At 62.0% G+C, this 23,218-nt stretch carries 21 protein-coding genes; 18 read left to right on the top strand and 3 right to left on the bottom strand.

Features of this window, described 5'->3' with window-relative positions:
• Positions 1 to 45: 45 nt before the first annotated feature.
• The gene (gene folP, locus DMP06_RS05965; RefSeq protein WP_123208834.1) at positions 46 to 1,353 is read left to right on the top strand and encodes a dihydropteroate synthase; all 1,308 of its coding nucleotides are present in this window, start codon (positions 46 to 48) and stop codon (positions 1,351 to 1,353) included.
• Positions 1,354 to 1,436: 83 nt separating this feature from the next.
• Positions 1,437 to 2,705, top strand: a complete 1,269-nt coding sequence (locus DMP06_RS05960; RefSeq protein ID WP_123208833.1) for a VanZ family protein — start codon at positions 1,437 to 1,439, stop codon at positions 2,703 to 2,705.
• 226 nt (positions 2,706 to 2,931) lie between these two features.
• On the opposite strand, the gene DMP06_RS05955 is transcribed toward DMP06_RS05960, so the two are convergent.
• A complete protein-coding gene (locus DMP06_RS05955; protein ID WP_123208832.1) occupies positions 2,932 to 3,129 on the bottom strand; it encodes a DUF6724 family protein in 198 nt (65 codons plus the stop codon).
• Between the two features lie 360 nt (positions 3,130 to 3,489).
• Here DMP06_RS05955 and DMP06_RS05950 point away from each other — a divergent pair, with 360 nt between their 5' ends.
• The 4 genes from DMP06_RS05950 to DMP06_RS05930 all read left to right on the top strand — a co-directional run bounded on the left by DMP06_RS05950 (position 3,490) and on the right by DMP06_RS05930 (position 8,230).
• Positions 3,490 to 3,837, top strand: a complete 348-nt coding sequence (locus DMP06_RS05950) for an Hpt domain-containing protein (RefSeq protein ID WP_123208831.1) — start codon at positions 3,490 to 3,492, stop codon at positions 3,835 to 3,837.
• 284 nt (positions 3,838 to 4,121) lie between these two features.
• Positions 4,122 to 4,967, top strand: coding sequence for a MerR family transcriptional regulator (locus DMP06_RS05945; protein ID WP_161957841.1), 846 nt, complete (start codon positions 4,122 to 4,124; stop codon positions 4,965 to 4,967).
• 43 nt (positions 4,968 to 5,010) lie between these two features.
• The gene (locus tag DMP06_RS05940) at positions 5,011 to 6,504 is read left to right on the top strand and encodes an MFS transporter (protein ID WP_245962402.1); all 1,494 of its coding nucleotides are present in this window, start codon (positions 5,011 to 5,013) and stop codon (positions 6,502 to 6,504) included.
• A 640-nt stretch (positions 6,505 to 7,144) separates the two neighbouring features.
• Positions 7,145 to 8,230: an HD-GYP domain-containing protein gene (locus tag DMP06_RS05930; protein WP_123208828.1), complete on the top strand. Its 1,086-nt coding sequence runs from the start codon at positions 7,145 to 7,147 to the stop codon at positions 8,228 to 8,230.
• 29 nt (positions 8,231 to 8,259) lie between these two features.
• On the opposite strand, the gene DMP06_RS05925 is transcribed toward DMP06_RS05930, so the two are convergent.
• Both DMP06_RS05925 and DMP06_RS05920 read right to left on the bottom strand, forming a co-directional pair.
• Complete coding sequence (locus tag DMP06_RS05925) at positions 8,260 to 8,595, bottom strand: type II toxin-antitoxin system RelE/ParE family toxin (protein ID WP_123208827.1); 336 nt, start codon at positions 8,593 to 8,595, stop codon at positions 8,260 to 8,262.
• On the bottom strand, positions 8,585 to 8,887 hold the full coding sequence (locus tag DMP06_RS05920; RefSeq protein ID WP_123208826.1) for a type II toxin-antitoxin system Phd/YefM family antitoxin: 303 nt from the start codon (positions 8,885 to 8,887) through the stop codon (positions 8,585 to 8,587). The genes DMP06_RS05925 and DMP06_RS05920 overlap by 11 nt, the downstream gene beginning before the upstream one ends.
• A gap of 306 nt (positions 8,888 to 9,193) precedes the next feature.
• On the opposite strand from DMP06_RS05920, the gene serS reads away from it, so the two are divergent.
• The 12 genes from serS to DMP06_RS05860 all read left to right on the top strand — a co-directional run bounded on the left by serS (position 9,194) and on the right by DMP06_RS05860 (position 22,855).
• Complete coding sequence (serS, locus tag DMP06_RS05915; protein WP_123208825.1) at positions 9,194 to 10,483, top strand: serine--tRNA ligase; 1,290 nt, start codon at positions 9,194 to 9,196, stop codon at positions 10,481 to 10,483.
• A 23-nt stretch (positions 10,484 to 10,506) separates the two neighbouring features.
• A complete protein-coding gene (locus DMP06_RS05910) occupies positions 10,507 to 11,460 on the top strand; it encodes a hypothetical protein (RefSeq protein ID WP_123208824.1) in 954 nt (317 codons plus the stop codon).
• 33 nt (positions 11,461 to 11,493) lie between these two features.
• Positions 11,494 to 12,642 carry a TrbL/VirB6 family protein gene (locus DMP06_RS05905; protein ID WP_123208823.1) on the top strand — a complete coding sequence of 383 codons (1,149 nt, stop codon included), beginning with the start codon at positions 11,494 to 11,496 and terminating at the stop codon, positions 12,640 to 12,642.
• Positions 12,639 to 13,097 carry a cyanophycin synthetase family protein gene (locus DMP06_RS05900; RefSeq protein WP_123208822.1) on the top strand — a complete coding sequence of 153 codons (459 nt, stop codon included), beginning with the start codon at positions 12,639 to 12,641 and terminating at the stop codon, positions 13,095 to 13,097. The genes DMP06_RS05905 and DMP06_RS05900 overlap by 4 nt, the downstream gene beginning before the upstream one ends.
• A gap of 214 nt (positions 13,098 to 13,311) precedes the next feature.
• Positions 13,312 to 13,992: a YtxH domain-containing protein gene (locus tag DMP06_RS05895; RefSeq protein WP_161957840.1), complete on the top strand. Its 681-nt coding sequence runs from the start codon at positions 13,312 to 13,314 to the stop codon at positions 13,990 to 13,992.
• A 74-nt stretch (positions 13,993 to 14,066) separates the two neighbouring features.
• The gene (locus DMP06_RS05890) at positions 14,067 to 15,302 is read left to right on the top strand and encodes a PRC-barrel domain-containing protein (RefSeq protein WP_123208820.1); all 1,236 of its coding nucleotides are present in this window, start codon (positions 14,067 to 14,069) and stop codon (positions 15,300 to 15,302) included.
• Positions 15,303 to 15,528: 226 nt separating this feature from the next.
• Positions 15,529 to 16,512, top strand: coding sequence for a TVP38/TMEM64 family protein (locus DMP06_RS05885; RefSeq protein WP_245962401.1), 984 nt, complete (start codon positions 15,529 to 15,531; stop codon positions 16,510 to 16,512).
• Positions 16,513 to 16,875: 363 nt separating this feature from the next.
• On the top strand, positions 16,876 to 17,733 hold the full coding sequence (locus tag DMP06_RS05880) for an exodeoxyribonuclease III (protein WP_123208819.1): 858 nt from the start codon (positions 16,876 to 16,878) through the stop codon (positions 17,731 to 17,733).
• A 403-nt stretch (positions 17,734 to 18,136) separates the two neighbouring features.
• Positions 18,137 to 19,660 carry a TrkH family potassium uptake protein gene (locus DMP06_RS05875; RefSeq protein WP_123208818.1) on the top strand — a complete coding sequence of 508 codons (1,524 nt, stop codon included), beginning with the start codon at positions 18,137 to 18,139 and terminating at the stop codon, positions 19,658 to 19,660.
• On the top strand, positions 19,650 to 20,522 hold the full coding sequence (locus DMP06_RS05870; protein ID WP_123208817.1) for a hypothetical protein: 873 nt from the start codon (positions 19,650 to 19,652) through the stop codon (positions 20,520 to 20,522). Before DMP06_RS05875 ends, DMP06_RS05870 begins: the two co-directional genes overlap by 11 nt.
• 77 nt (positions 20,523 to 20,599) lie before the next feature.
• A complete protein-coding gene (gene rsgA / locus DMP06_RS05865) occupies positions 20,600 to 21,568 on the top strand; it encodes a ribosome small subunit-dependent GTPase A (RefSeq protein WP_123208816.1) in 969 nt (322 codons plus the stop codon).
• A 333-nt stretch (positions 21,569 to 21,901) separates the two neighbouring features.
• Complete coding sequence (locus tag DMP06_RS05860; RefSeq protein WP_123208815.1) at positions 21,902 to 22,855, top strand: putative manganese transporter; 954 nt, start codon at positions 21,902 to 21,904, stop codon at positions 22,853 to 22,855.
• Positions 22,856 to 23,218 lie beyond the last annotated feature (363 nt).

The raw sequence follows: 23,218 nt of genomic DNA, 5'->3' as shown, positions 1-23,218 counted from the left end.
ATTGCGCGTTTTCGGTACGCGCATTCTGGCGAAAGGACCTTTCGAATGATGTGGAAATGTGGAGCGTTCGAGTTCGACTCGCGCGTGCCGGTGATTATGGGCATCCTCAACGTGACGCCCGATTCGTTCTCTGACGGGGGCGCGCACGCCGATTTCGCATCGGCGGTAAAGCATGCCCGCGCCATGGTGGATGCGGGTGCGCAGATCATCGATGTGGGCGGCGAGTCCGCGCGCCCGGGCGCCGCAGAGGTAAGCGTGGAGGAGGAGCTCTCTCGCGTTCTCGACGTTGTTCGCCAGCTTGCCGACCTGGGAATATGCGTGAGCATTGACACGCGCCATGCCGAGGTTGCCCAAGCGTGCGTGGAAGCGGGCGCCGCCATCATCAATGACGTGACGGGCTTTTCGGATCCGGCAATGGTGGATGTTGCCCTGGGGTGCGACGCAGGGCTGGTGGTCATGCATATGAAGGGCGATCCCGCGACGATGCAGGACGATCCCCAATATGGTGACGTGGTGACCGAGGTGCGCGATTACCTAGCCGGCCAGGCATCCAAGCTTGAAGCTGCCGGCGTGGCGCGTGAACGCATTTGCGTCGACCCCGGTCCCGGGTTCGGGAAAACCGCGTCGCAGACCATGGAGCTCATGCGCAACTTCCACGAGATCTGCCGCCTGGGATATCCCGCGATGTGCGCGGTGTCGCGCAAGAGCTACATCGGCGCGGCGTATGGGATCGAGAACCCCGCCGACCGCGACCAGGCATCGGCGAGCGAGGCGTTGGCCGCGTGCGAGTTGGGCGCCTCGGTCGTGCGTACGCACAACGTGGAGGCGACGGCTGCCGCTCTCAAGGATCTGCGCCCCTATGTGCTGATCGGCTTGGGGTCGAACGTTGCCCTGGTGGCCAATCCCGGCGAGGAGACCGAGGGCAAGATCGCCAACCTGCAGCAGGCCATCACGGGGCTGTGCTCCATTCCCGACACGCAGATTGTCGATATCTCCGGCTATTACGAGAGCGAGCCCGCCTACTACGAAGACCAGGACGCATTCGTGAACGCCGTGGTGCTTGCGCGCACCGGCGTGCCGCCGAAAGAGCTGCTGCGATACCTGCATGCCATAGAGGACAGCCTGGGGCGCGTACGCGAGATTGAGAATGGGCCGCGCACGCTCGACCTGGATATCATCGACTACCAGATGTACGTGGTGAGCACCGAGGAGCTTACGCTGCCGCACCCGCGCGTTTGCGAGCGCGATTTCGTGGTGAAGCCGCTGCTTGAGCTTTTGCCGCATCACGTGCTTGCCGACGGCACTCCGGTAACCGCGGAGAGCGCCGTGCTTGGCAAAGCGACGAAGCTGTAGGCCTGCGTCATGCGCGGATGCTGAGTTTCCGCTTTCGCACATGTGCCGTTTCGCCCGATTGATCTTCGCTTCTGGATTCGCCCATGTTCTCTAACGTCTATCTGAATAATATCGCGATAGCCTGCATCGCGTTCCCGTTTGCCGCGGCGCTCATCACGCTGCCGTATCTGGTGGTGCAGTACCGCAGGTTCGGCAGCGTGCCCTGGTGGCGCACGTTCGTCGTGTACCTGTTCGTGCTCTATCTGATGGCGGCTTATTTCCTGGTCATTCTTCCGCTGCCCGCGCAGGACGTGTATGTGCCCTATGCCGCCCATCCGCAGCTTGTGCCGTTCTCCTTCATCGGCGAGATAGCGCGAAGCTCGCACGTGACGTCGGACTCGTCTACATGGGTGGCGGCGCTCACGACGCCCGCGGTATATCAGGTGCTGTTCAACGTGCTGCTTACGGTTCCGTTCGGGTTCTTTCTGCGCTATTACTTTCATCGTACATGGTGGCAGGTGCTCATCCTGGGCTTTCTGTGGACGCTCTTCTTCGAAACGTCCCAGATTACGGGCTTGTTCGGCATCTACGAGCATCCGTATCGCCTGTTCGACGTAGATGACTTGATCACCAACACTACCGGATCGATGGTGGGCTTCTGGCTGGCGCTTCTGCTGGCGCGCGTGCTGCCCGATATGGACGAGGTAAACCAGGAGGCGTGGGAGAAGGGCTCGCGCGCAACGCTTACCAGGCGCATCGTTTCGTTCGCGGTGGACATGCTTATCGCATCGCTCGCTGCGGCGCTTGTGGGCAGCGCGTGGAAGGATGCCGGCTTGAGCGCTATCGCCGACCATCAAGCGGCGGAGACCGCCGTATTCGCCATATGCTTCGTGCTGATTCCCGCCCTGCCCGGTTCCGCCACGCCGGGGCAGCGGGTGCTGCGCCTTCGGATCGTGGCCCCCGATGGGTCGAAGGCGCCCTGGTGGCGCCGTGGATTGCGCTATCTCGTGCTGTATCTGCTTGTGGTGGCGGCGCCTGCCGCGCTTGTGCAGGGGTTGCCTCTTGCCATGCGCGCCAGCGAGAAGTGGGTAGACCCCGCGCTGCTCGTGGCCGTGTTGCTGGTGTTTTTCGCCATTTGGGCGCTGAGCGTCATCGTGCGTGCGGTGCGCAGCGCCATGGGGCATCCGTTTGTGATGCTGAACGGCTTGATTACGGGCACGCGCATCGCGCCCTCTCCGCGCGCCGACCACGAGCGCACGCCATGGCGCGACCGGCTTGCGGCTAAGCGGGCTGCCTTGAAGGAGAAGCGCGGCAAGCACGCCCGCGTGGAGGACGCCGGCGAGGGGCAAAAGAACGACAATGGCGAGGACTAAGGACCTGGGCGGGCGGCCGACGAGGGGCTGGAGACCGGGCCCGAAAGGAGCGGGTTGCAGCTTGGGGCGCGACCCGCTGCAATCCGGGGCATGAGGGAACGCAGGGTGCTGTGCGAAAGCGGAGGCGTTGGGCACGCGAATGGGCTTCCTGGCACAAGAAAGGCCGCCGGCTTCGCAGCCGACGGCCTTCATCGTATCGCAAGACTGCACGCGTCAACGGCGCGGGTTATTTATCGTCCTCATCGTCGTCGAAGAACATGAAATCGTCGTCGTCCTCGGCGGGGCCGCGGTCTTTAAAGGTGCGGCGGGTCTTCCACTCCATGATGACGCATGCGAGGATCGAAATCAGAAGGATAGCGAGCACAAGCACGCCGATGCCCGCGAAGCTTTCAAATAGGAAATGGTAGATAGCATTGAAATCCATGAGGCCTCTTTCTACGGTCGGGCACGCCCGGCTGCGCGCAGCGGCCGACCCTTGTGTATTCCGCAAGCATTTTAGAGGGAGCTGGGCTTCATGGCAAGACGCGCGCCCTTCTTACACGAGTGGCGCACAGTTGGCGTGGCCGTGCTGGCCTGGACTTCGGGGTGTGGTGCAGCATTGGACGCTTGTGCCCGGCGTCGGCTTATCGGTACGGGTGGGTGCTTTGCGGGCATTTTGCTCGTGGTAGCGCGTCGTCGTGTCGTATCATGAGGCAAGCGGCGCCGTTAGGTGCGCGCAAACCAAGAGCGCGCCATCGAACACCACGCTCGTCATTCATCGCCAACCGAAAGGAAAGGGATTGCCATGGCGAACATCAAAGAGGCCCTTGCGGGGGTCGCCGATTACGATGCGGCGGTGGAGCGCTTCATGGGCAGTGAGGCCATGTATGTGCGGTTCCTCGGAAAGTTCGTGAACGACGAGAGCTACGGCAAGCTCGTTGCCGCCATGGACGCAGGCGATGCGAAGTCGGCATTCGAGGCTGCGCATACGCTTAAAGGCACATCGGCAACATTGGAGCTTACGGATGTGGCGCGAGCGACGGGTCCCGTGGTGGAAAGCTTGCGTGCGGGCGATGTCGAAGTGGCGCGTACCGTCTTCCCGCCGCTGAAATCGGCATACGATCAGGCTATGGAGGTTCTGCGGGCCTTATAGGAGCCTTGCTCCATCGCTGCGACCGCTGCGACCGGGCTTCGCTCTCGCGTTAGGCAAGCGTCGATGCCTGCGGGTCTGCGCCGGAGATTCGAGCGATATCTGGGCCCTCGATAATGCGTCCAATGGGGCTCGCTGGGTTGCGGGGTGTTTCGGTTTGCGGATATCTCGCTTTTGCCCGTCAGCGCGCTGTGGGGCGACGGCCTGGCTTGTTTTTTCTTGGGTTGGATTGCATTTGGACGCAGGGGCATCGTGGGACTTGCGCCCATAACGGACGAGGGGGAGTCGTGCGCAGCAAGGAAGTGGCCGAATTCGCGGGCGTAACGGTGCGCACGCTGAGGCATTACCATCAGTTGGGTATCCTTCCCGAGCCGCAGCGATCTGCCAACGGATATCGCGAATACGGCGCTGTAGACGTGGCGCGCGTGCTGCGCATCAAACGTCTTGCTTCGCTGGGATTCTCGCTTGGGCAAGTGGGCGCCATGCTGAACCGCGAGCAGGGCGGAATCGAGGCGGCAGGATCCTTGCAACCCATCGATGCCTATGCGGCGCTTGACCAGCTCGATATCGAGCTTGCGGAGCAAATCGAGCTCTTAAGGGAAAAGCGTCGGGTCATAGACCAGCTCAAGCAGGAGCTTTCTGAGGCGGCTCCTGTGTTAGAGGCGTCGCCTGCCATCGTCGCGCACATGGCGCTTCTGCATAAATACGGAGCGAGCAGCGTTCTTTCTGCTCTCGAACTGGAGCAGATTCTTTTGGTGAGCGGCCACAAAGAAGGCGAGAAGGTCATAGACGGCATCATTCGTCTCGATGAGTTCATTGAGCGCGAGGGCGGCATGGACGAATATGTTGCTTTGAGCAATGAGATGATGACGCTGCCGGCGGATGCGTCTGATGAGGAGTGCGAGAGCCTGACGCGTCGTGCTGCCGAGTTTTTCGCGCCCGTGCTTCGTGACTACCTGGAACGCTACGGCAGCATGGACGAGGAAGATGGCGAGTTCGAGCAGCTGCAATGGATTATCGGCCTGTACGAAAGCGAAATATACAACGACGCCCAGAAGCGCGTGACCGCGGCCATTCTCAAGAGGATATCGGAAGAAATCGATTTCGATGGGACGTTCTTGACCCAGACGTAACGTCATAGTTTTCAATGGCCCTTCAAGAGAGAAAGGGTCAATAATGAATGCGAAAAACGGCAGCAATCTTTGCGGTGACGCGGACGGCGCGATGAGCAACGCCGACGGCGCGGCGAGCAATGCGGACGGTGCGATGGGCGATGCGAACGGTGCGGCGGGCAATGCGGACGGTGCGGCGAGCAATGCGGACGGTGCGGCGGGCATGAACGGTCTGAGCGATATGGGCGAGGGGCCCATGGCGGGGCCGGTGTCGCTGCGGTTTCTCGTCTCGAGCGCACTGTCGCTCTTGGGCAATTCCGTTGCAGGCGTGATCCTGCCGCTCGTGCTGCTGGCCACCACGGGCGATCCGCTTGCTGCCGGCGCGCTCGCGCTGATCACCATGATTCCGCAGGCGCTGGCGGGCGTTGCGGGAGGCGCATTGGTCGATCGTCTGAACAGGTGCGATGTGTCTGTCGTATCGGATCTCATATCCGCCGCCTCGGTGGCCATGCTTCCCGTCATTGACGCCACGGTAGGTCTTAATTTCGGGTGGTTCGTGCTATTTGGCCTGCTGGGGGCCGTGGGCGATGTGCCCGGAATGACGGCGCGAGACTCCCTTCTTCCCGCGGTGTGCGAGCGTGACGGCGTGAGCATGCAGCGGTTCGTGGGGCTGCAGCAGTCCGTTGAGAGTCTGATGACCATCGTGGGGCCTGCCGTAGCGGCGCTGTGCATGGGGCTTGCGGGCGCGACCAACGCGCTTGTCATCACCGCCTGCACCTCTGCCGCCGCGGCGTTCATCACGCTTACCGTGCCGCGCGGGGTGGGCAAGGTGCCGTCGCGCGAGAATCGCGAGCCTCATCCGGTGCGCATGGCACTGCGGTCGACGAAAGACGGCCTGCGCACGCTGTTCGCAGGGAGCCCCGTCATTCGCATGTCCGTGCTGCTTTCGATGTGCGTGCGCATGGCACTGCGGTCGACGAAAGACGGCCTGCGCACGCTGTTCGCAGGGAGCCCCGTCATTCGCATGTCCGTGCTGCTTTCGATGTGCGTGCTCATGGTAATCGGCGGCTATCAGGGTTTGATTCTGCCGGTGCATTTTACGCTCGGAGATAGGGCCGACCTGCTGGGGTACGTGCTTACCGTCATGTCGGCGGGCGTGCTGGCGGCTTCGCTCATCTATGCGAAGCTCGCTTCCAAGCTTTCCAACCGCACATGGTATTCGCTCTCGCTTGTGGGCATGATGGCGGGTATCGCGATCATGGCGACGCTGCCGAGCTATCCGGTGCTCCTAGCGGGCGCGGCGCTCCTGGGGTTTGCTTCGGGGCCTTTGTCGGCGTTGCTCAATTTCAAAGTATTCGATCTAATTCCCGACGAGGTGCGCGGTGCAACGCTGGGCACGCAGAACGCGCTCATGTTGGTGGTGGCGCCCGTGGCGGTGTTCATCGCGTCGGTTCTGGTCGCGTGGCTCGGCGTGGGCCTGGCGGCCATCGTGCTCGCAGGGCTGTGGGCGGCGTTCACCCTGTATGCGCTGCTTTCGAGCTCGATGCGCGAGCTTTAGGCGCTTTGCGCGCGAGCCTTTGATTTTTGGACAAATATTCAGGATAGCCGGGGATATTTCGGCATTTTCGTCGGATTGGAATGAGGTTCGGGTCGCGCGGGGTCGCTCGGCCTCTTCCATGTCGCGGCAGTGCGGTATTTCCTCAGGTAAAAACCTCAGGTTACTTTTTAGTGATATGCCAGCGCCCGGCTAACCTGCAAACTTGTCCAAAATTTGCGGCACGGTTCGTAATGCGGCGTTGTGGGGTACGCGGTGCGTTTGCGAGATGCAGGGAGAGCGACGCGTTTGCGAGGTGCAAGGAGCGTGGTGCGTTAGCGAGGTGCAGGGAGGGCGATGCGTTTGGTGGGCGTGGGGGAGTGCCGCGTGTTTGCAGGGCGTGCGGAGCGAGTGCGATGCGGGGCATAGTCGACACGTGTTCTGGAAATACGAAGCACCCACCCAATTGCTCCGTGCCCGTGTACATGCGGGCGGCGTATACTCGAAGCCTAGGGTTTGAGGCCGATGCCAAGCGCTTCGAGACCGCCCTGAAGCAGCATGCGGAGCGGTTGCCCAGGCCGGCTTTGAGCGGCATGTGGAGACAGTTGGCCAAGACCGCTTGCGGGGCGGCAGCCGCGGCGCGAAGGAACAAGGAGGATGCGTGATGGAGCTGAAGCGACGCGACACCATCTTGGTGGTCGATGATGTGGAGATGAACCGCGCGATCCTCACCGAGGTGTTCAGGCGCGAGTTCGAGATCGTCGAAGCGGAGGGCGGCATCCAGGCGAAGGAGCTCATCGAAGCACACGCGCCTCGCCTGGCGGCGGTTCTCCTCGACATCGTGATGCCGGACCTCGATGGCATCGAGGTGCTGCGCTGGGCTGCGGAACAGCGCTACACCGAGCGCATCCCGTTTTTTCTCATCACGGCCGAAACGGCAAGTGACACTCTCAAGCGCGGCTACGATATGGGCGCCGTGGACGTGATCAACAAGCCGTTCAGCCCTTACTTCCTGCGTCGCCGCGTGAACAACGCAATCGATTTGTTCCGCAAAACCGAATGGCTCGCCATGACCGTGGCCGAGCAGCAGGAGGAAATCGCGCGTCAGCTCGCCGAGCTCAACCGCGTGAATTCCGCCATGATCGAGACGCTTGCAATGGCGATCGAGTTTCGCGACGGCGAAAGCGGCGAACACGTCTTGCGCATCCGCGACATCACCGCGTTGCTTTTGGCGGCGCCCGAGATGCGCGGCACGCTGACTGACGAGCAGGTGGCGCTCATCGCGACCGCCTCCATCCTGCATGATGTGGGCAAGATCGCCATTCCCGATGCGATTCTCCAGAAGCCGGGCAAGCTCACGCCTGAGGAGTTCGAGATCATGAAGCTCCACACCGTGCGCGGGTCGGAGATGCTCGCCCTGATGCCGCACGCCGCCGAGGTGGAGAGCATCTATTCCTTCGCGCAGGACATCTGTCGCCACCATCATGAGCGCTGGGACGGGCGCGGCTACCCCGATGGGCTGGTGGGCGACGAGATCTCCGTCGCCGCGCAGGTTGTGTCGCTTGCCGACGTGTACGACGCGCTGACGAACGCGCGTGTATATAAGCCGGCGTTTTCGCACGAAGTGGCAATGGACATGATCAACGAGGGCAAATGCGGCACGTTCAACCCGGCGCTTTTGGAGGCGTTCAACCGCGTGGGGCCCAAGCTCGAGCGCGGCGAGCATCGCAGGGGTGTCGTTGGGGCATAGGGGTGCGCGAGCCCCGGCGCTTTGTCTGATTAGAGAAGCAACTCGTCATCAACCGCGAGCGTTGATATGTCCTGGGCTGAATGTCGGAGGGTAAGAAGGTGCACGATGCCCTCGTCCTCGTTGACGGAGTACAGTGCCCTATAGGCGCGGATGGGCGCTTTTTGCACGGCCACGCCCAGCATGTCGGAGACGTCCCAATCGATAGGGAAGATGCTGGGGGTTTGCTCGAGTATTTCCACCGTGTTCTCCAGCTCATCCAACACCGCACTTGCTGCTTGCGGGGCGTGAAGTTGGTCTTTGAGATAGGAGACGACGGATGTTAAATCGGCGACGAATCTGTTGGTGAAGCGTACGCTATAGTCCATGGCTCTGCCTTATGCGAGCAATTGCGTCGCGGGCATCCACCGTACGTCCTTCCGCGACATCGGCAAGCCCCTCTTTCACGGCTGCGACGGTCTCCTGCAGGTCCTGCTGGCGAATGAGCGCCTGCTGCATCAATTGCTGAAGAGCCGATTCGTAGCGTTCGAACGTTTTGGTGCTCATAATCACCATCTCGCCGTATCCGTTTTTGGTGATATGGATAGGCTCGTCCAGTTCGCGGCACTTCTGGGCAATGGCGGCGGTGTCTTTGAGCTCTTTAATGGGGATGATGGTCATACTATCCTCCTTTTGAGAGATAATAAAGCCATTATAATACCATGAATGATGTTTCTCGGAGGCTAGATGGCGCGCAGGGCTGGAATTCGGGCGAATGCGAGTACGTGACATCCGCCTATATTGCTGTCGGCGTATTGGTGAGCTTGATTGAGCAATGGAGAGCTTGAGGCGAGGTGAAGCGCGGCGGGGCTAACTGGCGCTCCGCTGCGAGTCTGTTCGTTTGCGGGCGCTTTGCGATTCGTGTGCGATGCTGGGGTATACTGAGCGGATACGACAATGCACGATAACAATCCCTAAGGAGACCCCATGCTGGATATTCGCTTTGTGCGCGAGAATCCTGATGCCATTGACGCCGCCATGGCGAATCGTCAGACCTCGTGGGACCGCGAGAAGTTCTTCACGCTCGACGAGGAGCGCCGCTCTGTGATCACGCAGGTTGAAGAGCTGCAGGCAACCCGCAATGCCGAATCCAAGAACATCGGCGCGCTCATGCGCGACGGCAAGCGCGATGAGGCGGAGGCCGCTAAGGAAGCCGTCCGCAAGGTGAACGAGCAGATCGAGGGATTGGCGGCTCGCCGCAGCGGGCTCGAGGCGCAGCTGGATGACTTCATGGCGCGTATTCCCAACATCCCCTGCGAGGCTACGCCCGTGGGCAAGGATGAATCCGAGAATCCCGAGCGTCGCCGTTGGGGCACCCCGCGCGATTTTGCCGCCGAGGGCTTTGAGGCCAAGCCGCATTGGGATCTTGGCACCGACCTGGGCATCCTTGATTTCGATCGCGGAGCAAAGCTCGCCGGCGCACGCTTCACGGTGCTCGCCGGAGCCGGCGCCATGCTCGACCGCGCGCTGCAGAACTTCTTCCTGAATACGCATATCTCGCGCGGATTCAAGGAGTTCATCCCGCCCGTGATTGTGAACCGCGAGATCATGTACGGTACGGGCCAGCTGCCCAAGTTCGAAGACGACGCCTACCACACCGGCGTGGACCAGTTCCTCATTCCCACGGCAGAGGTGGCGCTCACCAACCTGCATGCGGGCGAAATCCTGGATGCCTCCCAGCTGCCCCTGCGATACACCGCGGGCACGCCGTGCTTCCGCGAAGAGGCGGGCAGCGCCGGCCGTGATACGCGCGGCATCATTCGCCAGCATCAGTTCACCAAGGTGGAAATGGTCAAGTTCGCCAAGCCGGAGGAGTCCGACGACGAGCTCGAGAGCATGACCGCCGAGGCCGAATACATCCTGCAGCAGCTGGGGCTTCCGTACCGCGTCATCAGCCTGTGCACGGGCGACCTGGGCTTTTCTGCCCGTCAGACCTATGACATCGAGGTGTGGCTGCCCAGCTACAACGGCTATAAGGAGATTTCCAGCTGCTCCAACTGCGGTGATTTCCAGGCGCGTCGCGCCAACATCAAGTACCGTGACCCCGCCAACTTCAAGGGCTCTCGTTACGTGCACACGCTCAACGGAAGCGGCCTTCCCACGGGCCGCACCATGGCTGCCGTAATGGAGAACTACCAGCAGGCCGACGGATCTATCAAGGTGCCCGAGGTGCTGCGTCCCTACATGGGCGGCATGGAATACATCAAGCCTGAATAACGTATTGCTTGCGGGGCGCTGAGATGGCGGATGCGGAAAACAAGCAACGCGGCGGCACGACCGGCGAGTCGCTGACGGATTCTCTCGCCGAGGCGGGGGCGGCTGCTCCTGCGTTTGGTGCCGGGGGCGCCAGCATGAGCGAGGCGCCTTTGCCCCCCGCTCCTCCGGGCCCTGCGCGCGATTATCGCGATCTTGCGCAGGAGGCCGCTAACGTGCGCGCCCAGCAGGCCGCTCGCGCCCATGCCGCTCGACGTCGCAGGATTGCGGCGTTGGGCATAGCTGTGGCGGGCGTGGTGCTTGTTATCGCGGGCGCAGCCGCAACGCTTCTTTTGTCGCACGTCCCGTTCGGCGATCAGGAAGCCGCCGACGGCATGGCTGCGACGGATTCGAGTGCATCTTCCGACGGCGCCTCGACTCAGGAGCCGTCCGAATCGGGCGACAGCGCCGATTCGTCTGAGGGAAGCGTTTCAGCGGTGGAGGCCGTGGTTGCCGCCGACCAGATCAGTGCCGCCTTTTCCGCGCTCGCCTCCGATGAGGGCGGCGCGTTCACGAGCTTCGTGTCGGAATTCATGGAGGATTACGACCAGGGGATTAACACCGAGGTGAGCTATACGCTCTCCGACTTGGGAATTCAGCCCGAAGAACTGGCTACGCAGCTGCTATCCGGCTTCTCGTGCACGGCTGCTAACGTTGACGTGCAGGGGCAAACCGCATGGGTGAGTGTAGAGGTGACGTCGAAAAGCCTCGCCGACCAGGCGAATGAATTCGCTCAGGCAGTGGAATCGGGGGCGACCGACGCCCAGGATGAGGAGGCGTACAAAGCATTTCTCAAACAGGCGTATCTCGAGTCATTTGACAGCGTGAGCCCGCGCTCGCACTCGCTGCTGGTTACCGTCGCGCGCACCGACGATGGCTGGACGGTGACCGACGACACCATGGAATACATCCTCGGCAGCGTTTGGTACACATCGGCATAACCCCGCACCCGGCACGAAGGAACATCGAACGTCATGGCAACGCCCAAGAAACGCCCCTCGGTTAGAAACAAAAAGACCGCTCGCCCCACGTCGAGGCAGGACATCGCCCGCGCCGATGCGCCGAACGAGCAGGATGCCTCCGCGGCCGCATCGCAAACTCCGCATGCGGCCTTGTTCCCCGAGGTCCCCTCTGTGCCCAATCCTCCCGAGGCGCGTATTCCCTTTGCGGGGGATGCTGCTTCGTTCGGGGTAGGTGGCGCGGCGATGCGATCGGGTGGCGCGGCCATGCCGAGTAGCGTTGCCGCCTCAGGCGGAGCGGCCGTGCCGCCGACCGGCGTTGGGTCGACGGACGGAGGAGACGCATCTTTCGCAGAAAACGGCCCGGCCGACTTTTTTGACCTGGGCGATGGACGTTCGACGTCGGGAGGAGCGCCGATGCGCGCGTCGGCATCTCGCGGAATGCGAGGCTCGTCGCAGCCTGCCAAGGCGCAATCCCGTCGTCTGCGAACGCGCGCGGAGGCGAAGGGTCGCTCCCAGTCGGAAGGCCAAGAACGCCCCCGAAGCGCATCGGGGCGCGCACCGCGCTCCAAGGATGCGGGCAGAGACAAAAACGGCGCGCCAGGCAAGGGCGGCGCCAAGAGGGTCGTGCTCGGCATCGTTGGCATAGCAGCGGTCGTGGCAGTGGCTTTGGGCGCGTTTTTCGTGTGGAACGCGTTTTTCCGCTACGACGATGCGGCCGATATTCAGGGGGAGTGGCGCACTCAAGACAATACGATGACCGTCGTGATCGACGGCTCGAACATCCGCATGCCCGATCTGGAGTATTCCTATGAGATCGATACGGGCGCAAAGCGCCTTACGTTCCATTTCTCCGACTTGACGGGCTCGGGCACCTATTCGTTCTCGAGCGACCGCTCGACTTTGACCATCGTCGAGGGCGAGGGGGATGCGGCGACCACCACCGTGCTGGTCAAGGTCTCCAACGATACGCAGGCCACGCCGCAGCTTGTCGACCAGACGCAATCGGAGGGCGCGACGGCTGATGGCGAAAGCGCGTCGGGGGATGAAGGCGCATCCGGCAGCGATGCGGACGCCGATGCCGAGAACGGCGAGAGCGCCGGCGACGGATCGTCCGATGCGTCATCGGGCGGTGAGGAATCGGGCGACGGGGAGCAGGCGTGACCGATTCCGCCCTCCGCATCTCCCATATCACGGTGAAACCCGATCGCATCGTTGCTCGAGTCGAGGTGGCAGAGGAGCGTCACGCTCGCACGACTCCTTCGCTCATTGCGATGCTTGCGCCTGCGTATCCCCATCTTCTTGAGCACGCTTGTGTGAACGAGCGAGGCGATACGTTTGCGGCGGTGGCGGGCGACACGTCGCTTCCGCACCTGCTTGAGCACATGGCGATCGAGAACCAGGTGCGCATGGAGGGCGAGCGCTTCGCAACAGGCGCCACCTATGTGGGAAAAACCCAGTGGGAAAGCCGCGTGCGGCGCATTGCGCGCATCGAGCTCAGCTATGCCGACGATCTCGTGGCCCTTGCGGCATTGCGCGATGCGGCGCGCGACCTCAATGAGGCGGTTTCCCTGATGGATGCAGGGGACCCGTCAGGGCGATTGGCGCAGCGGCCTTGAGGGGCATGCGGGGGACCGCCCCGTGGGAACAGACGGCGCGGCGGGTCTGACGATTCTGCCTTTTGCGAGGGCAAAATCGCGCAATAGTGTGCCTATCGGTTGCCAGATGGGCAACGGAGCGGCGCAGCGGGTCGTTTTCTCCTATAATGGCGTTATGGAACCAATGCGGCCGCACGGCATGCGCCTTGGCGGCTGCGGAATAAGGAGGATCACCATGGCCAACAAACTCGGCATCTTTCTCGCAGGCGGCGTGATCGGCGCTGCTGTCGCCCTTCTGTACGCTCCTCGTCCCGGCGTTGAGACGCGCGCCATGGTGGCCGAGCGTGCCAACGAGGCGTGGGGTCAGGCTCAAGATCTTGGCGGCCAGGTTGCCGTGCGCGGCCAGGAGGCTTACGCGACCGCCGTGGCTCAGGGGCAGCGCGCCTATGGTCAGGCTCAGGAATTCGGTCAGACCGTGTACACCAACGTGACCGCTGCAAGCCAGGCCGCCGGTGCCCGCGCCGCCGCCATGGGCAAGCAGGCGTATGAGTCTGCATCCGCCGGCGCCAAGCAGGCCTATGAGGCCGCTGCTGCGGGAGCCAAGCAGGCATATGCCGACGCCAAGACCGGCGCTGCCGCCGCGGCCCAGCGCATGCAGGAGACCGCAGATACGGTGCGTCCCATCTTCGCCGAGAAAAACGATGAGCTGCGCGCCAAGATCGATGCGGCTCGCGAGCGCATCGCCGCTCAGGTGACCAAGAACGCCGAGGCCGCCCACGCTGCGGTTGCCGAAAAGGCGCCGATTGCCGCCGAGGGCGCTGCCGCCGACGTTGCCGAGCCCGAGCAGATCGCGGAGGCCGCCGCTCCCGCCGAGCCCGCAGAGCAGCCCGTCGAGGAAAAGAAGGACGCCGAATAACTCGCGGCAGCAAGCGAACGATCCACGACCGGGGCCGGCGTCATGCCGGCCCTCTTCGCGAAGAAGGAAGCCCCATGGCTAAGAAGAAACTCACCACCAGCAACGATATGCACAAGCTGCGCGTGTTCGGCGGAAAGCGCGGGACACGCAGCATCGGCCGCGTGAAATCGTGCGTGTTCCATCCGTCTGAAAAGCGCTGCATCGGTTTTATCATCAAGCGCCCCGATTTCCTGTGGATGTTCCGCCGCAAGGATCTTTTTTTGGCGATCGATAGCTTTGACCTGGTAGATGGGCACGTTCTTATCAAGGAGAACGCCGAGACCACAGGTCCTGCCGCATGCCGCAGGATGGGCGTGAATTGGGATGAGTGCGTGCTGTGGGAGGGCATGCCCCTCATGACCGCCGATGGCACGGCGGTGGGATACGTGGGCACCATCACGTTCTCGCTCGCTACGGGCGAGGTGCGCGAGGTGGTGGCGTCCAACGGCGTGACCGCGAAATATCTGCTGGGCACGCTCACCGTTCCCGCGGAATATATCCTGGGCTTCAAACGCGGCATGGGCGCGCAGCTCGCCGTGCGCAACGATTCGCGCGAAGAAACGACGGGCGAAGAGTTCATGGGCGCCATCCTCGTGTCCGACGACGTGTGGGCCTTGCAGCCCGAGGGCGGCTGGGCGGAGGCCGCGGGCGAGTTCACGGCCAAGGCGACTGCGCGCGTAAAAGAGAAGGTCGCCGAGTATAAGCCCAAGGTTCAAGAAGCCACGCACGCCGCGGGGGAGGCCATCAACGACGGTGCCTACGCCGTAGGCAAACAGGTGGCTGCCACCAAAGGCATGTTCGGCGCATTCAAAGAGGAATTCGACAAGGCCAAAAACGGCGAGGACGAAACTGACCTCGCCGTGGCGGACGACGCCGAAGCGGCTGAATCCGATGCCCCTTGCGCTCCTGAGCCCGCTGCCGGCGATACCGAGATGTCGAACATGTTCTCTTCGTTCAAGGAAGAATTCGATAAGGCCAGCGGTCGCGACGAGGTAAAGCGTGCCAAAGAGGCCGAGGACGAGCCTGCCGAATCCACGGTGGGCGGCATGTTCGCCGCCTTCAAGGAGGAGTTCGATAAGGCCAGCAAGGCCGACGCCAAGGACTCTTCCGATGACGATGACGACTACGATGAGGACGAAGACGAGACGCCCGCCAAGCGCGCTTCGAAGCCGTCGGCCAAGAAGGCGGCCTCCAAGAAATCCTCCTCTTCGGTTACCGGCATGTTCGCCGCGTTCAAGGAAGAATTCGACAAGGCCAGCAAGGGCGAATAGCGCCCGCCCGTCACTTGTCCTGCCAATTCTTTTGCATCTGTGCGACCAAGCGTCCGCCTGCGTGTATGCGCGGGCGGACGCTTTCTCTTGACCCCCAGGGTTGCGAAAAGTCAACGGGGTATCAACGAAACGCAACAGCTTGATGAAAGTTATGCCGTCTGGCTCGCCTTTGACGCGTGCGACGGCATAATGGTGCGCGTCTGAAACCAAAGCAAGAAGGCGGGCCATGAATAACGCGCAACCCAACACAGTCAATTCCGGCGGCCAAGTTTCCAATGCCCCTCATCCGACGACATCGTCCGCATCGGCGCAGCGAATGGACGCCAGCGCCCCTTCGTCGGGCATGTCCGCCGAAAGGGCGCCGCAAAGGGCTGCCGAGGCATCTGCAAGCAGCACAGGCAGGCTGCGTCTCAAGGGAGCCGAGCTGCGCGAGGATTTGCACGTGAAGCGCGAGGAGCTTCATGAAAGGCGCGAAGAGTTGGAAGAGCGTCTTGACCAGCCTGTGTCAACCAAGCCGCGCTGGGCGCGTCTGACCAAGGCCGATGTGTTCAAGCTTGCCGGATTGGGCGCCTTTTTCGTGCTGATGATCGTGGTGTGCATCCTCATTTGGCCTGTGGTGATGGAACTCACCGCGCCAGGCGGCCTCGAGCGCGTGACGGAGCAGGTGCGCAACGCCGGTCCTGCGGGCGTACTCATCTTGCTTGGCTTCCAGTTTCTGCAGATTGTGGTGGCGTTCATCCCCGGCGAGGTGGTCCAGGTTGCTGCCGGCATGATGTATGGCACATGGGGCGGCGCGGCCATCGTGCTGGCAGGTTGCGTGATTTCAAGCGCGTTCATCTACTTCGTGGTGAGCAAGCTGGGCGCTCCCTTCGTACAGGCCATGATTCCTGAGAAATGGATGAGCAAGCTGCGCGATTTCGACGAGAGCGACAAGCTTGACGTGATGGTGTTCGTGCTGTTCCTGATTCCCGGGCTCCCCAAGGATGTGTTCACCTATCTGGTGCCGCTTACCGGCATGCGCATGCGCGATTTCGTGCTGCTGTCCAATATCGGACGTATTCCCGGCGTGGTCATGTCCACTATGGCGGCCAACGGTCTTATGCAGGGCAACTGGGTGCAGAGCATCGCCTTGTTCGCCGCCTGCGCCGTCATCGCCATCGTGGCCATCCTCTTCCATGACAAGATCATGAAGGTGTTCAAGCGCAAATAGCGCAGGCAAGGCGAGCAGGGCACGTCGGCAAGCCTCGTTGCCTTATTTGTTGCGCCATTTGCCTCGCCCATCAGGACGGTCTTCGTGTCGTCCAGGTCCACAATGTCTATTTCGGCGTTGCTTTTTGCTGCGGGGTCGTTTCCCCGCACAGCACGAGGGAAAGCTTTGAGTCATCCTGATGCGCGTCGATGAATGCTTGCAGGATGGAGACAAAACCGGGCTGCGCCTTTGCCATAGTTTAATTAGGCAAAGTGATGTTTGGCTTATAGCGTCAAGCACCGTATTGTGGCTTTTGTGTTGCGCTGCTGCGGGGTTTGGTAAGCTGTGTAAAACGACCGGATGAACACGTAGTAAAGGAAACTCATGCGACTGGTATCGTGGAACGTGAACGGATTGCGCGCTGTGGCGAAAAAGGGGTTCGAGGACTCCGTAGCGGCGCTCGATGCCGATATTATCGCCCTGCAAGAGACCAAGCTCCAAGAGGGGCAGATCGAGATGAGCCTCGATGGGCGCTACCAATTCTGGAGCTATGCGGAGCGAAAAGGCTATTCCGGCACGGCGGTGTTCACGAGAGAGGCGCCGCTGCGCGCGCTGCATGGCTTGGGCGTGCCCGAGCTCGACGACGAGGGGCGCATCGTGGCGCTTGAGTTTCCCAAGTTTTGGTTCGTGGACGTGTACACCCCCAACGCTCAAAATGAGCTTGCGCGCATCGACCATCGCATGGCGTGGGACGACGCCTTCCGCTCCTTCCTCAAGAACCTTGAGGCGGGCGTGCTGCCTGCGGGCGTTCCCGTTCAGGAGCCCGCGGCGGGCGAGGGGCATGTGGCCATGTCGGAGCTGCCGCGCATCGCGCCTGGTGCAACTGCGTCCCCCAAACCGGTCATCACCTGCGGCGACTTCAATGTGGCCCACAATGAGATAGACCTGAAGAATCCTGGTCCGAACCGCGGCAATGCGGGCTTCTCCGACGAGGAGCGCGGCAAGTTTACCGAACTTTTGGACGCCGGTTTCGCCGACACGTTCCGCATGCTGCATCCCGATGAGACGGGTGCTTACTCCTGGTGGAGCTATCGCTTCAACGCGCGCAAGAACAACGCAGGATGGCGCATCGACTATTTCTTGGTGAGCGATGCGCTGCGCGATGCCGTGCGGGATGCATCCATCCACGCCGACATCATGGGAAGCGATCATTGCCCGGTGTCGCTCGACATAGATCTGTAGCATTGCGCGTCTCGGGCCTCGAGTGTGGTCAGGGAAGCAAACGCCGTGCAATGGCAAGGCGGTCATACGGGCGATTGTGCGGGGCGTTGCGTGCGTCGCGGCGGCATTCGCCGCCTTTCGCCATCTATCTGTGCAGGCGCGGTGACTGTTTGCGCACTAGAATGCGGCTTTCCTGCGTATCTGCTACCATAGGCCATTACGGGCGCGCCGCGCATTCCTCGGCGACGCGCAAGGCCAACCAAGACCGAAAGCGAGGCAGCGATTATCACGCGCAGAAAAGACCGGGTGAAGACGGGTGTGACCCCTTTGGCGGCCATGCTCACCGTCATGCTGTCTACGGTCGTGTTTCTGCTGTGGCTGGGATTGGTGGTCATCGTCACGAAAGTCGTGATGGGGTAGCAGCGTGTGGCAGAAGTTCTCATTCGGTGATTTTCTCGTAGTTTGCCACTACTTGGGCGTGCTAGTCCTGTTCCTGGCTATCGCGTTGTGCGTTCCTCTGGTGACTGCTGCCGCCCTGGGCGAATGGGCTGCCGTGTCTCGCTATTTGTTCGCCCTGGGCATCTCGCTCACGGTGGGGTCGCTTCTTCGTCTGAGCGTGCTCAATCCGCGCCGTCTGACCACCAAGCAGGCGCTCGCCGTGACCTCGCTTGCGTGGCTTGTCTTGGCCTTGGTGGGCGCCGTTCCCTTGGCCCTTTCGGGGCATTACGGCTCCTACCTCGACGCGGTGTTCGAGGCGATGAGCGCATGGACCACGACGGGCGCATCGCTCGTGAAAGACCTCGACCACATGTCCACGGCAGACAACATGTGGCGTTTCACCATGCAATGCATTGGCGGCCAGGGAGTCGTTGTGATCGCGCTGTCTCTGGGGCTGTTCGGCCGTGCGGTGGATTCGTCACTGTACTCCTCGGAGGGCCGCAGCGAGCACGTGATTCCCAACATCATGCAAACCACGCGCTTCATCGTGCGTTTCTCCGCCGCATTCATCATTTTGGGCACCGTGATTCTTGTGGGGATCTGCCTCGCGCTCGGCATGGAGCCGGTACGTGCGTTCTTCAACGGACTCTGGCTTGCCGTGGCGTCGTTTAACACGGGCGGCATGACGGCCATGAGCACGGGCATCCTCTACTATCACTGCGGGCTTCTCGAAGTGGTGATCATGATCCTCATCGTTATGGGGTCCATCAACTTCACGCTGCACAGCGAGGTGTGGCGCGGACGCATCGAGCACTTCTTCCGCGACATCGAGATTCGTACCCTTGCGGTGTGGCTCACGATCATCACCGGCACATTCGTGGCGGCGCTGTGCGCGTCGGGCGTCTATGACGACCTGCCCACGCTTTTGAGGCGGGCGGTGTTCACCGTGGTCGCGGCGTTTTCTTCGACGGGGTTCCAAACCATCACCACCAACCAGCTCACCACGGTGGTTTCGAGCGGCGCGTTGCTGGTGCTGGTGTTCTGCATGGCCGTGGGCGGCTCGTCCGGCTCCACCACCGGCGGCATCAAGATGATGCGCGTCGGTATTTTGGCCAAGGAGACCATTGCCTACGTGAAAGATTTGGTTGCTCCTTCTTCGGCGCGCCAGGCGGTCACGTACTACCACATCGGCAAGCGCCGGATCGATGCGGGGCTCGTGCGGGCCAACCTCGCTGTGCTTTTGCTGTACGGCCTGGCGTTTCTCATCACCACCATCGTTACGCTCGCCTATGGCTACAACGCATCCACCTCGCTCTTCGAGGCGGCGTCCATGACGTTCAACATCGGCATGTCGGCGGGTATCATTCAGCCCGGCATGCCCGAGGTGCTTAAAGTGCTCTACATTTTTGATATGTGGGCGGGCCGTCTTGAGTTCGTCACCCTCATCGCGTTGCTTACGTCTATCGTGGCATCGTTCGTTCCCAGGAAGAGGGTGAAGCATGAGCGATAGGATTGCGAGCTTGACGCGCCGCCTTTGCTCGTGCGCCGCCCTTGTTGTCGGCGCGCTTGCCGTGTTCCTGTGCGCGTTCTGCTTTCCCGCATGGGCGCAGGATGACGCTGCGGCGGGAGATGCCGTCACGCAGGAAAGCGCTGAGGGCCAAAACGACGGCGAAAACCAGGATGATGCCGCCGACCAGGGCGATGCGTCCAAGAGGGGCTCCGTCGTCCAGCGAGATGCCGCCAATCAGAGCGAGCGGAATGAGAGGGCCCAAGATTCCGGCGCAACCAGCGCCGGGAACGCCTCGCAAGCCTCCGACGGCACGAACGAGGGGGGCGCCTCCTCCGAAAGCTCGACGCCTGAACCGCTTGATGCCGAGGGCAACCTCATCAACGAGGGCCAGGTGTCTGACACGTCGTTTCTCTATGACGCCGCCATCGCCGACCTTGCCGGCGCCGATGCCTATTACGACGGCCAAACCGTCCAGGTGACAGGCGAAGCGGTGGGCGAGGCCATCGCGCCGCTCATGAACGTGGGAGAAAATTCGGGTATGGTGCGCGTGACGCTGTACGAGGAGTCTTCGGGAACTTCGGTCACGGTGATCATGACCAGGGAAAACGCCGAAAAGATCGGCACATACGGCGCGTACGGCAAAACGGGGGCTACCCTGCGCGTGCAGGGCACGTTCCACTTGACGTGCCAGGAGCACGAAGGCGAAAGCGACATTCATGCCGATGTGGTGACCGTTCTCAAGCAAGGTAGCGTGCATCCCGATGAATTCGAACCCGAGGATTTCGTCCCCGGCGTGGTGGCGCTCGTTATCGGGCTGGTATGCATGCTGGCAGGGTGGCGCATCAAGGAGCGCTCAAGGTAGGGGCTCGCTTGGCTGCCGGAAGCGGCAGCGGAGGCGGCCGACGGGGTGAAGGCTCGAAAGACGAAAGGGGCGCGTTGATGCGCGGTGTGGTTGTGAAGCTCGATAGGGGGTACCCGCTGGTACGCGTCGCCGACGGGCGCGAGGTGCGCTGCGAGCATGCAACGGCCCTGGTGAAAGGAGCCGACGTGCGCGCCACTACCGGCGATGTGGTTGAGGTGAGCGCTCCGGAGGGGCATGACAAGGGCATTATCGAGGAGGTCTTGCCGCGCCGCCGCGCCTTTGTGCGCAAGGACCCAACCGAGCGCGTGGCTGCCCAGGTGCTTGCGGCGAATTTCGACAAGGTGTTTGTCGCGGAGCCGCTGGTGGGCCTCAATATTCGTCGCCTGGAGCGCGAATTGGTGCTGGCTCACGAGAGCGGCGCAGAGGTTGTTGTGCTTTTGACCAAAGCTGATCTGGCGGAAAGTCCCGATGACTTAGCGCGCGCCAAAGACCTGGTGAGCCGCGTCGCCCAGGGCACCGAGGTTCTGGTCGTATCCGCCGAGGATCCGACAAGCGTGGAGGCGGTGCGCGAACGCCTGCCGCAGGGCGAGGTTGCCATTCTTCTGGGAAAAAGCGGCGTGGGCAAGTCGAGCCTAGTGAACCTTCTGGTTGGTGAAGAGGTGCAGGCGACGGGTGCCGTGCGCAAGACCGACGGGCGCGGCCGCCATACCACCGTCTCGCGCGAGATGGTGCCGATTCCGGGTGCGGGTTGCGTGGTGGACATGCCGGGAGTGCGCGGTCTTGCGCTATGGGATGCCGACGAGGGCATGCGCACCGCGTTTTCCGACATTGACGCGCTGGCCGCTCAGTGCAAGTTCCGAGATTGCAAGCACGAAAGCGAGCCGGGATGCGCCGTTCGTGCGGCAGTGGAGGCGGGCGAGCTGGCGCCGGAGCGTCTAGAAAGCTACATTCGCCTGCGCGACGAATCCGACGAGCTGCGCCGCCGCAACGAAGAGGCGCAGCGCATCAAGTCGCGCCGTGGACACCCTCGCCGCCGCAAGGGATAGGCCAAGTCTGCAGACGGATGCGGTGAGGGCGAACCCGCCCGCGCCTTGCGGGGTGTTAGCATGGTGCCGGTTGCTCAATATTGCACGGGTTCTAGGCGGGGTGTGTATATTGCGTAAGTTTGCCATGGTTAACGTTTCAATGTGGTATTACAGATGCTTCGACCCGCGAATCTCATGGACGGCGCGCGAACTTCGCTGTTAGCGAGCATTTTGGGCTTTGCTGTAACAGCGACGAACGCTAACGTGCAGAGATGTGCAGCGGGCATCCTCCTCGCCGCTGCAGGCGAGAAAATAAGGTTTCGCTTTTGCCAATGAAAGGCTAGATATACCGCGATGGAACTGCTTCATATTTTGGAACATGCACTCGAGCATGCGTTCTTCGATACGCTCAAACTCATACCGTTTCTGTTCGTGACCTATCTCGCCATGGAGGCGCTTGAGCACCATGCGGGCGAAAGGAGCGAAGAGGCCGTGCGTCGCGCGGGCGTGGCAGGGCCGTTCATCGGCGCAATTCTGGGCGTGGTGCCGCAGTGCGGCTTTTCCACGGCGGCCGCGACGCTCTATGCCGCGCGCGTGGTGTCGCTCGGCACGCTGATCGCGGTGTTCCTCTCCACGAGCGACGAGATGCTGCCCATCCTCATCGCCGAGCAGGCGCCTTTTGACCTGGTGCTGAAGATTCTGGGCATCAAGGTGGTGATCGGCATGGCCGCAGGTTTCGCCATCGATGCCGTGCTGCGCGTGCGCCACCATGCCTATGAGAAGCTGCGCATCCACGAGCTGTGCGAGCGCGACCGCTGCCATTGCAACGGCGACTGCGCCGCCTGCAAGGCCGATCCCGAACTCGCCTACGACTTCGAGCATGACGCGGAGCATGAGCATGACCATGCGCGCAGCTCTATCGTGCGCAGTGCCCTCGTGCATACGCTGCAGGTCACGCTGTTTGTGTTCGTCGTGACGCTGCTGCTCGAGATCGCCATCGATTCGATCGGCGAGGATGCGCTGGCGGGCTTCATGGCGGGCAACCCCGTGGTTTCCGTTGTGGCATCGTGTCTGGTGGGACTTATTCCCAACTGCGCGGCATCGGTGGCAATCACCGAGCTTTATTTGGGCGGCACGCTCGGTGCGGGCGCGATGATGGGCGGCCTGCTGGTGAGCGCGGGCGTGGGATTGCTGGTCTTGTTCCGCACCAATCGTCCCATGGGGCGCAACTTCGCTATCGTGGGCATCCTGCTTTTAATCGGTGTGGCGGTGGGCTTGCTGCTTACCATCGCGGGATTCGCGCTGTAGGCTGCTCGCTGTTTGCCGCTTGCTGCTCGCACGGCCTACAGCTTGCTCGGCATCCCCATTTGACTTTTCGACTGCCTACCCATTCATCGCTCGCGCGGTCGTGGCTCGCTCGTCATGCCTGCCCGCGGCTCGCGGCAGCCACTCATCCGCCACCCGCATTCGCGTCCTCAGCAAAGGACGTCATGTTGACGCTGAAATTGCTCGAATCGATACAGGGCACCGTCAAAATGACGTTCTTTGTTCTGGCATCGCTCGGCTTCTGCCTTCCGTGCCCCTGCATTTTGAAGAAATCCCGTCATTCCGACCACGAAAACATCCGCGCTCCCGATTGAGAAAACGGTGTCAAAATGGCGAGATTGTCAA

Source organism: Slackia equolifaciens, from assembly GCF_003725995.1.
In the GTDB taxonomy this organism is placed as follows: domain Bacteria; phylum Actinomycetota; class Coriobacteriia; order Coriobacteriales; family Eggerthellaceae; genus Slackia; species Slackia equolifaciens.
The sequence above is the reverse complement of the archived record's forward strand: the minus strand, read 5'-3'. Positions and strand labels throughout refer to the sequence as shown.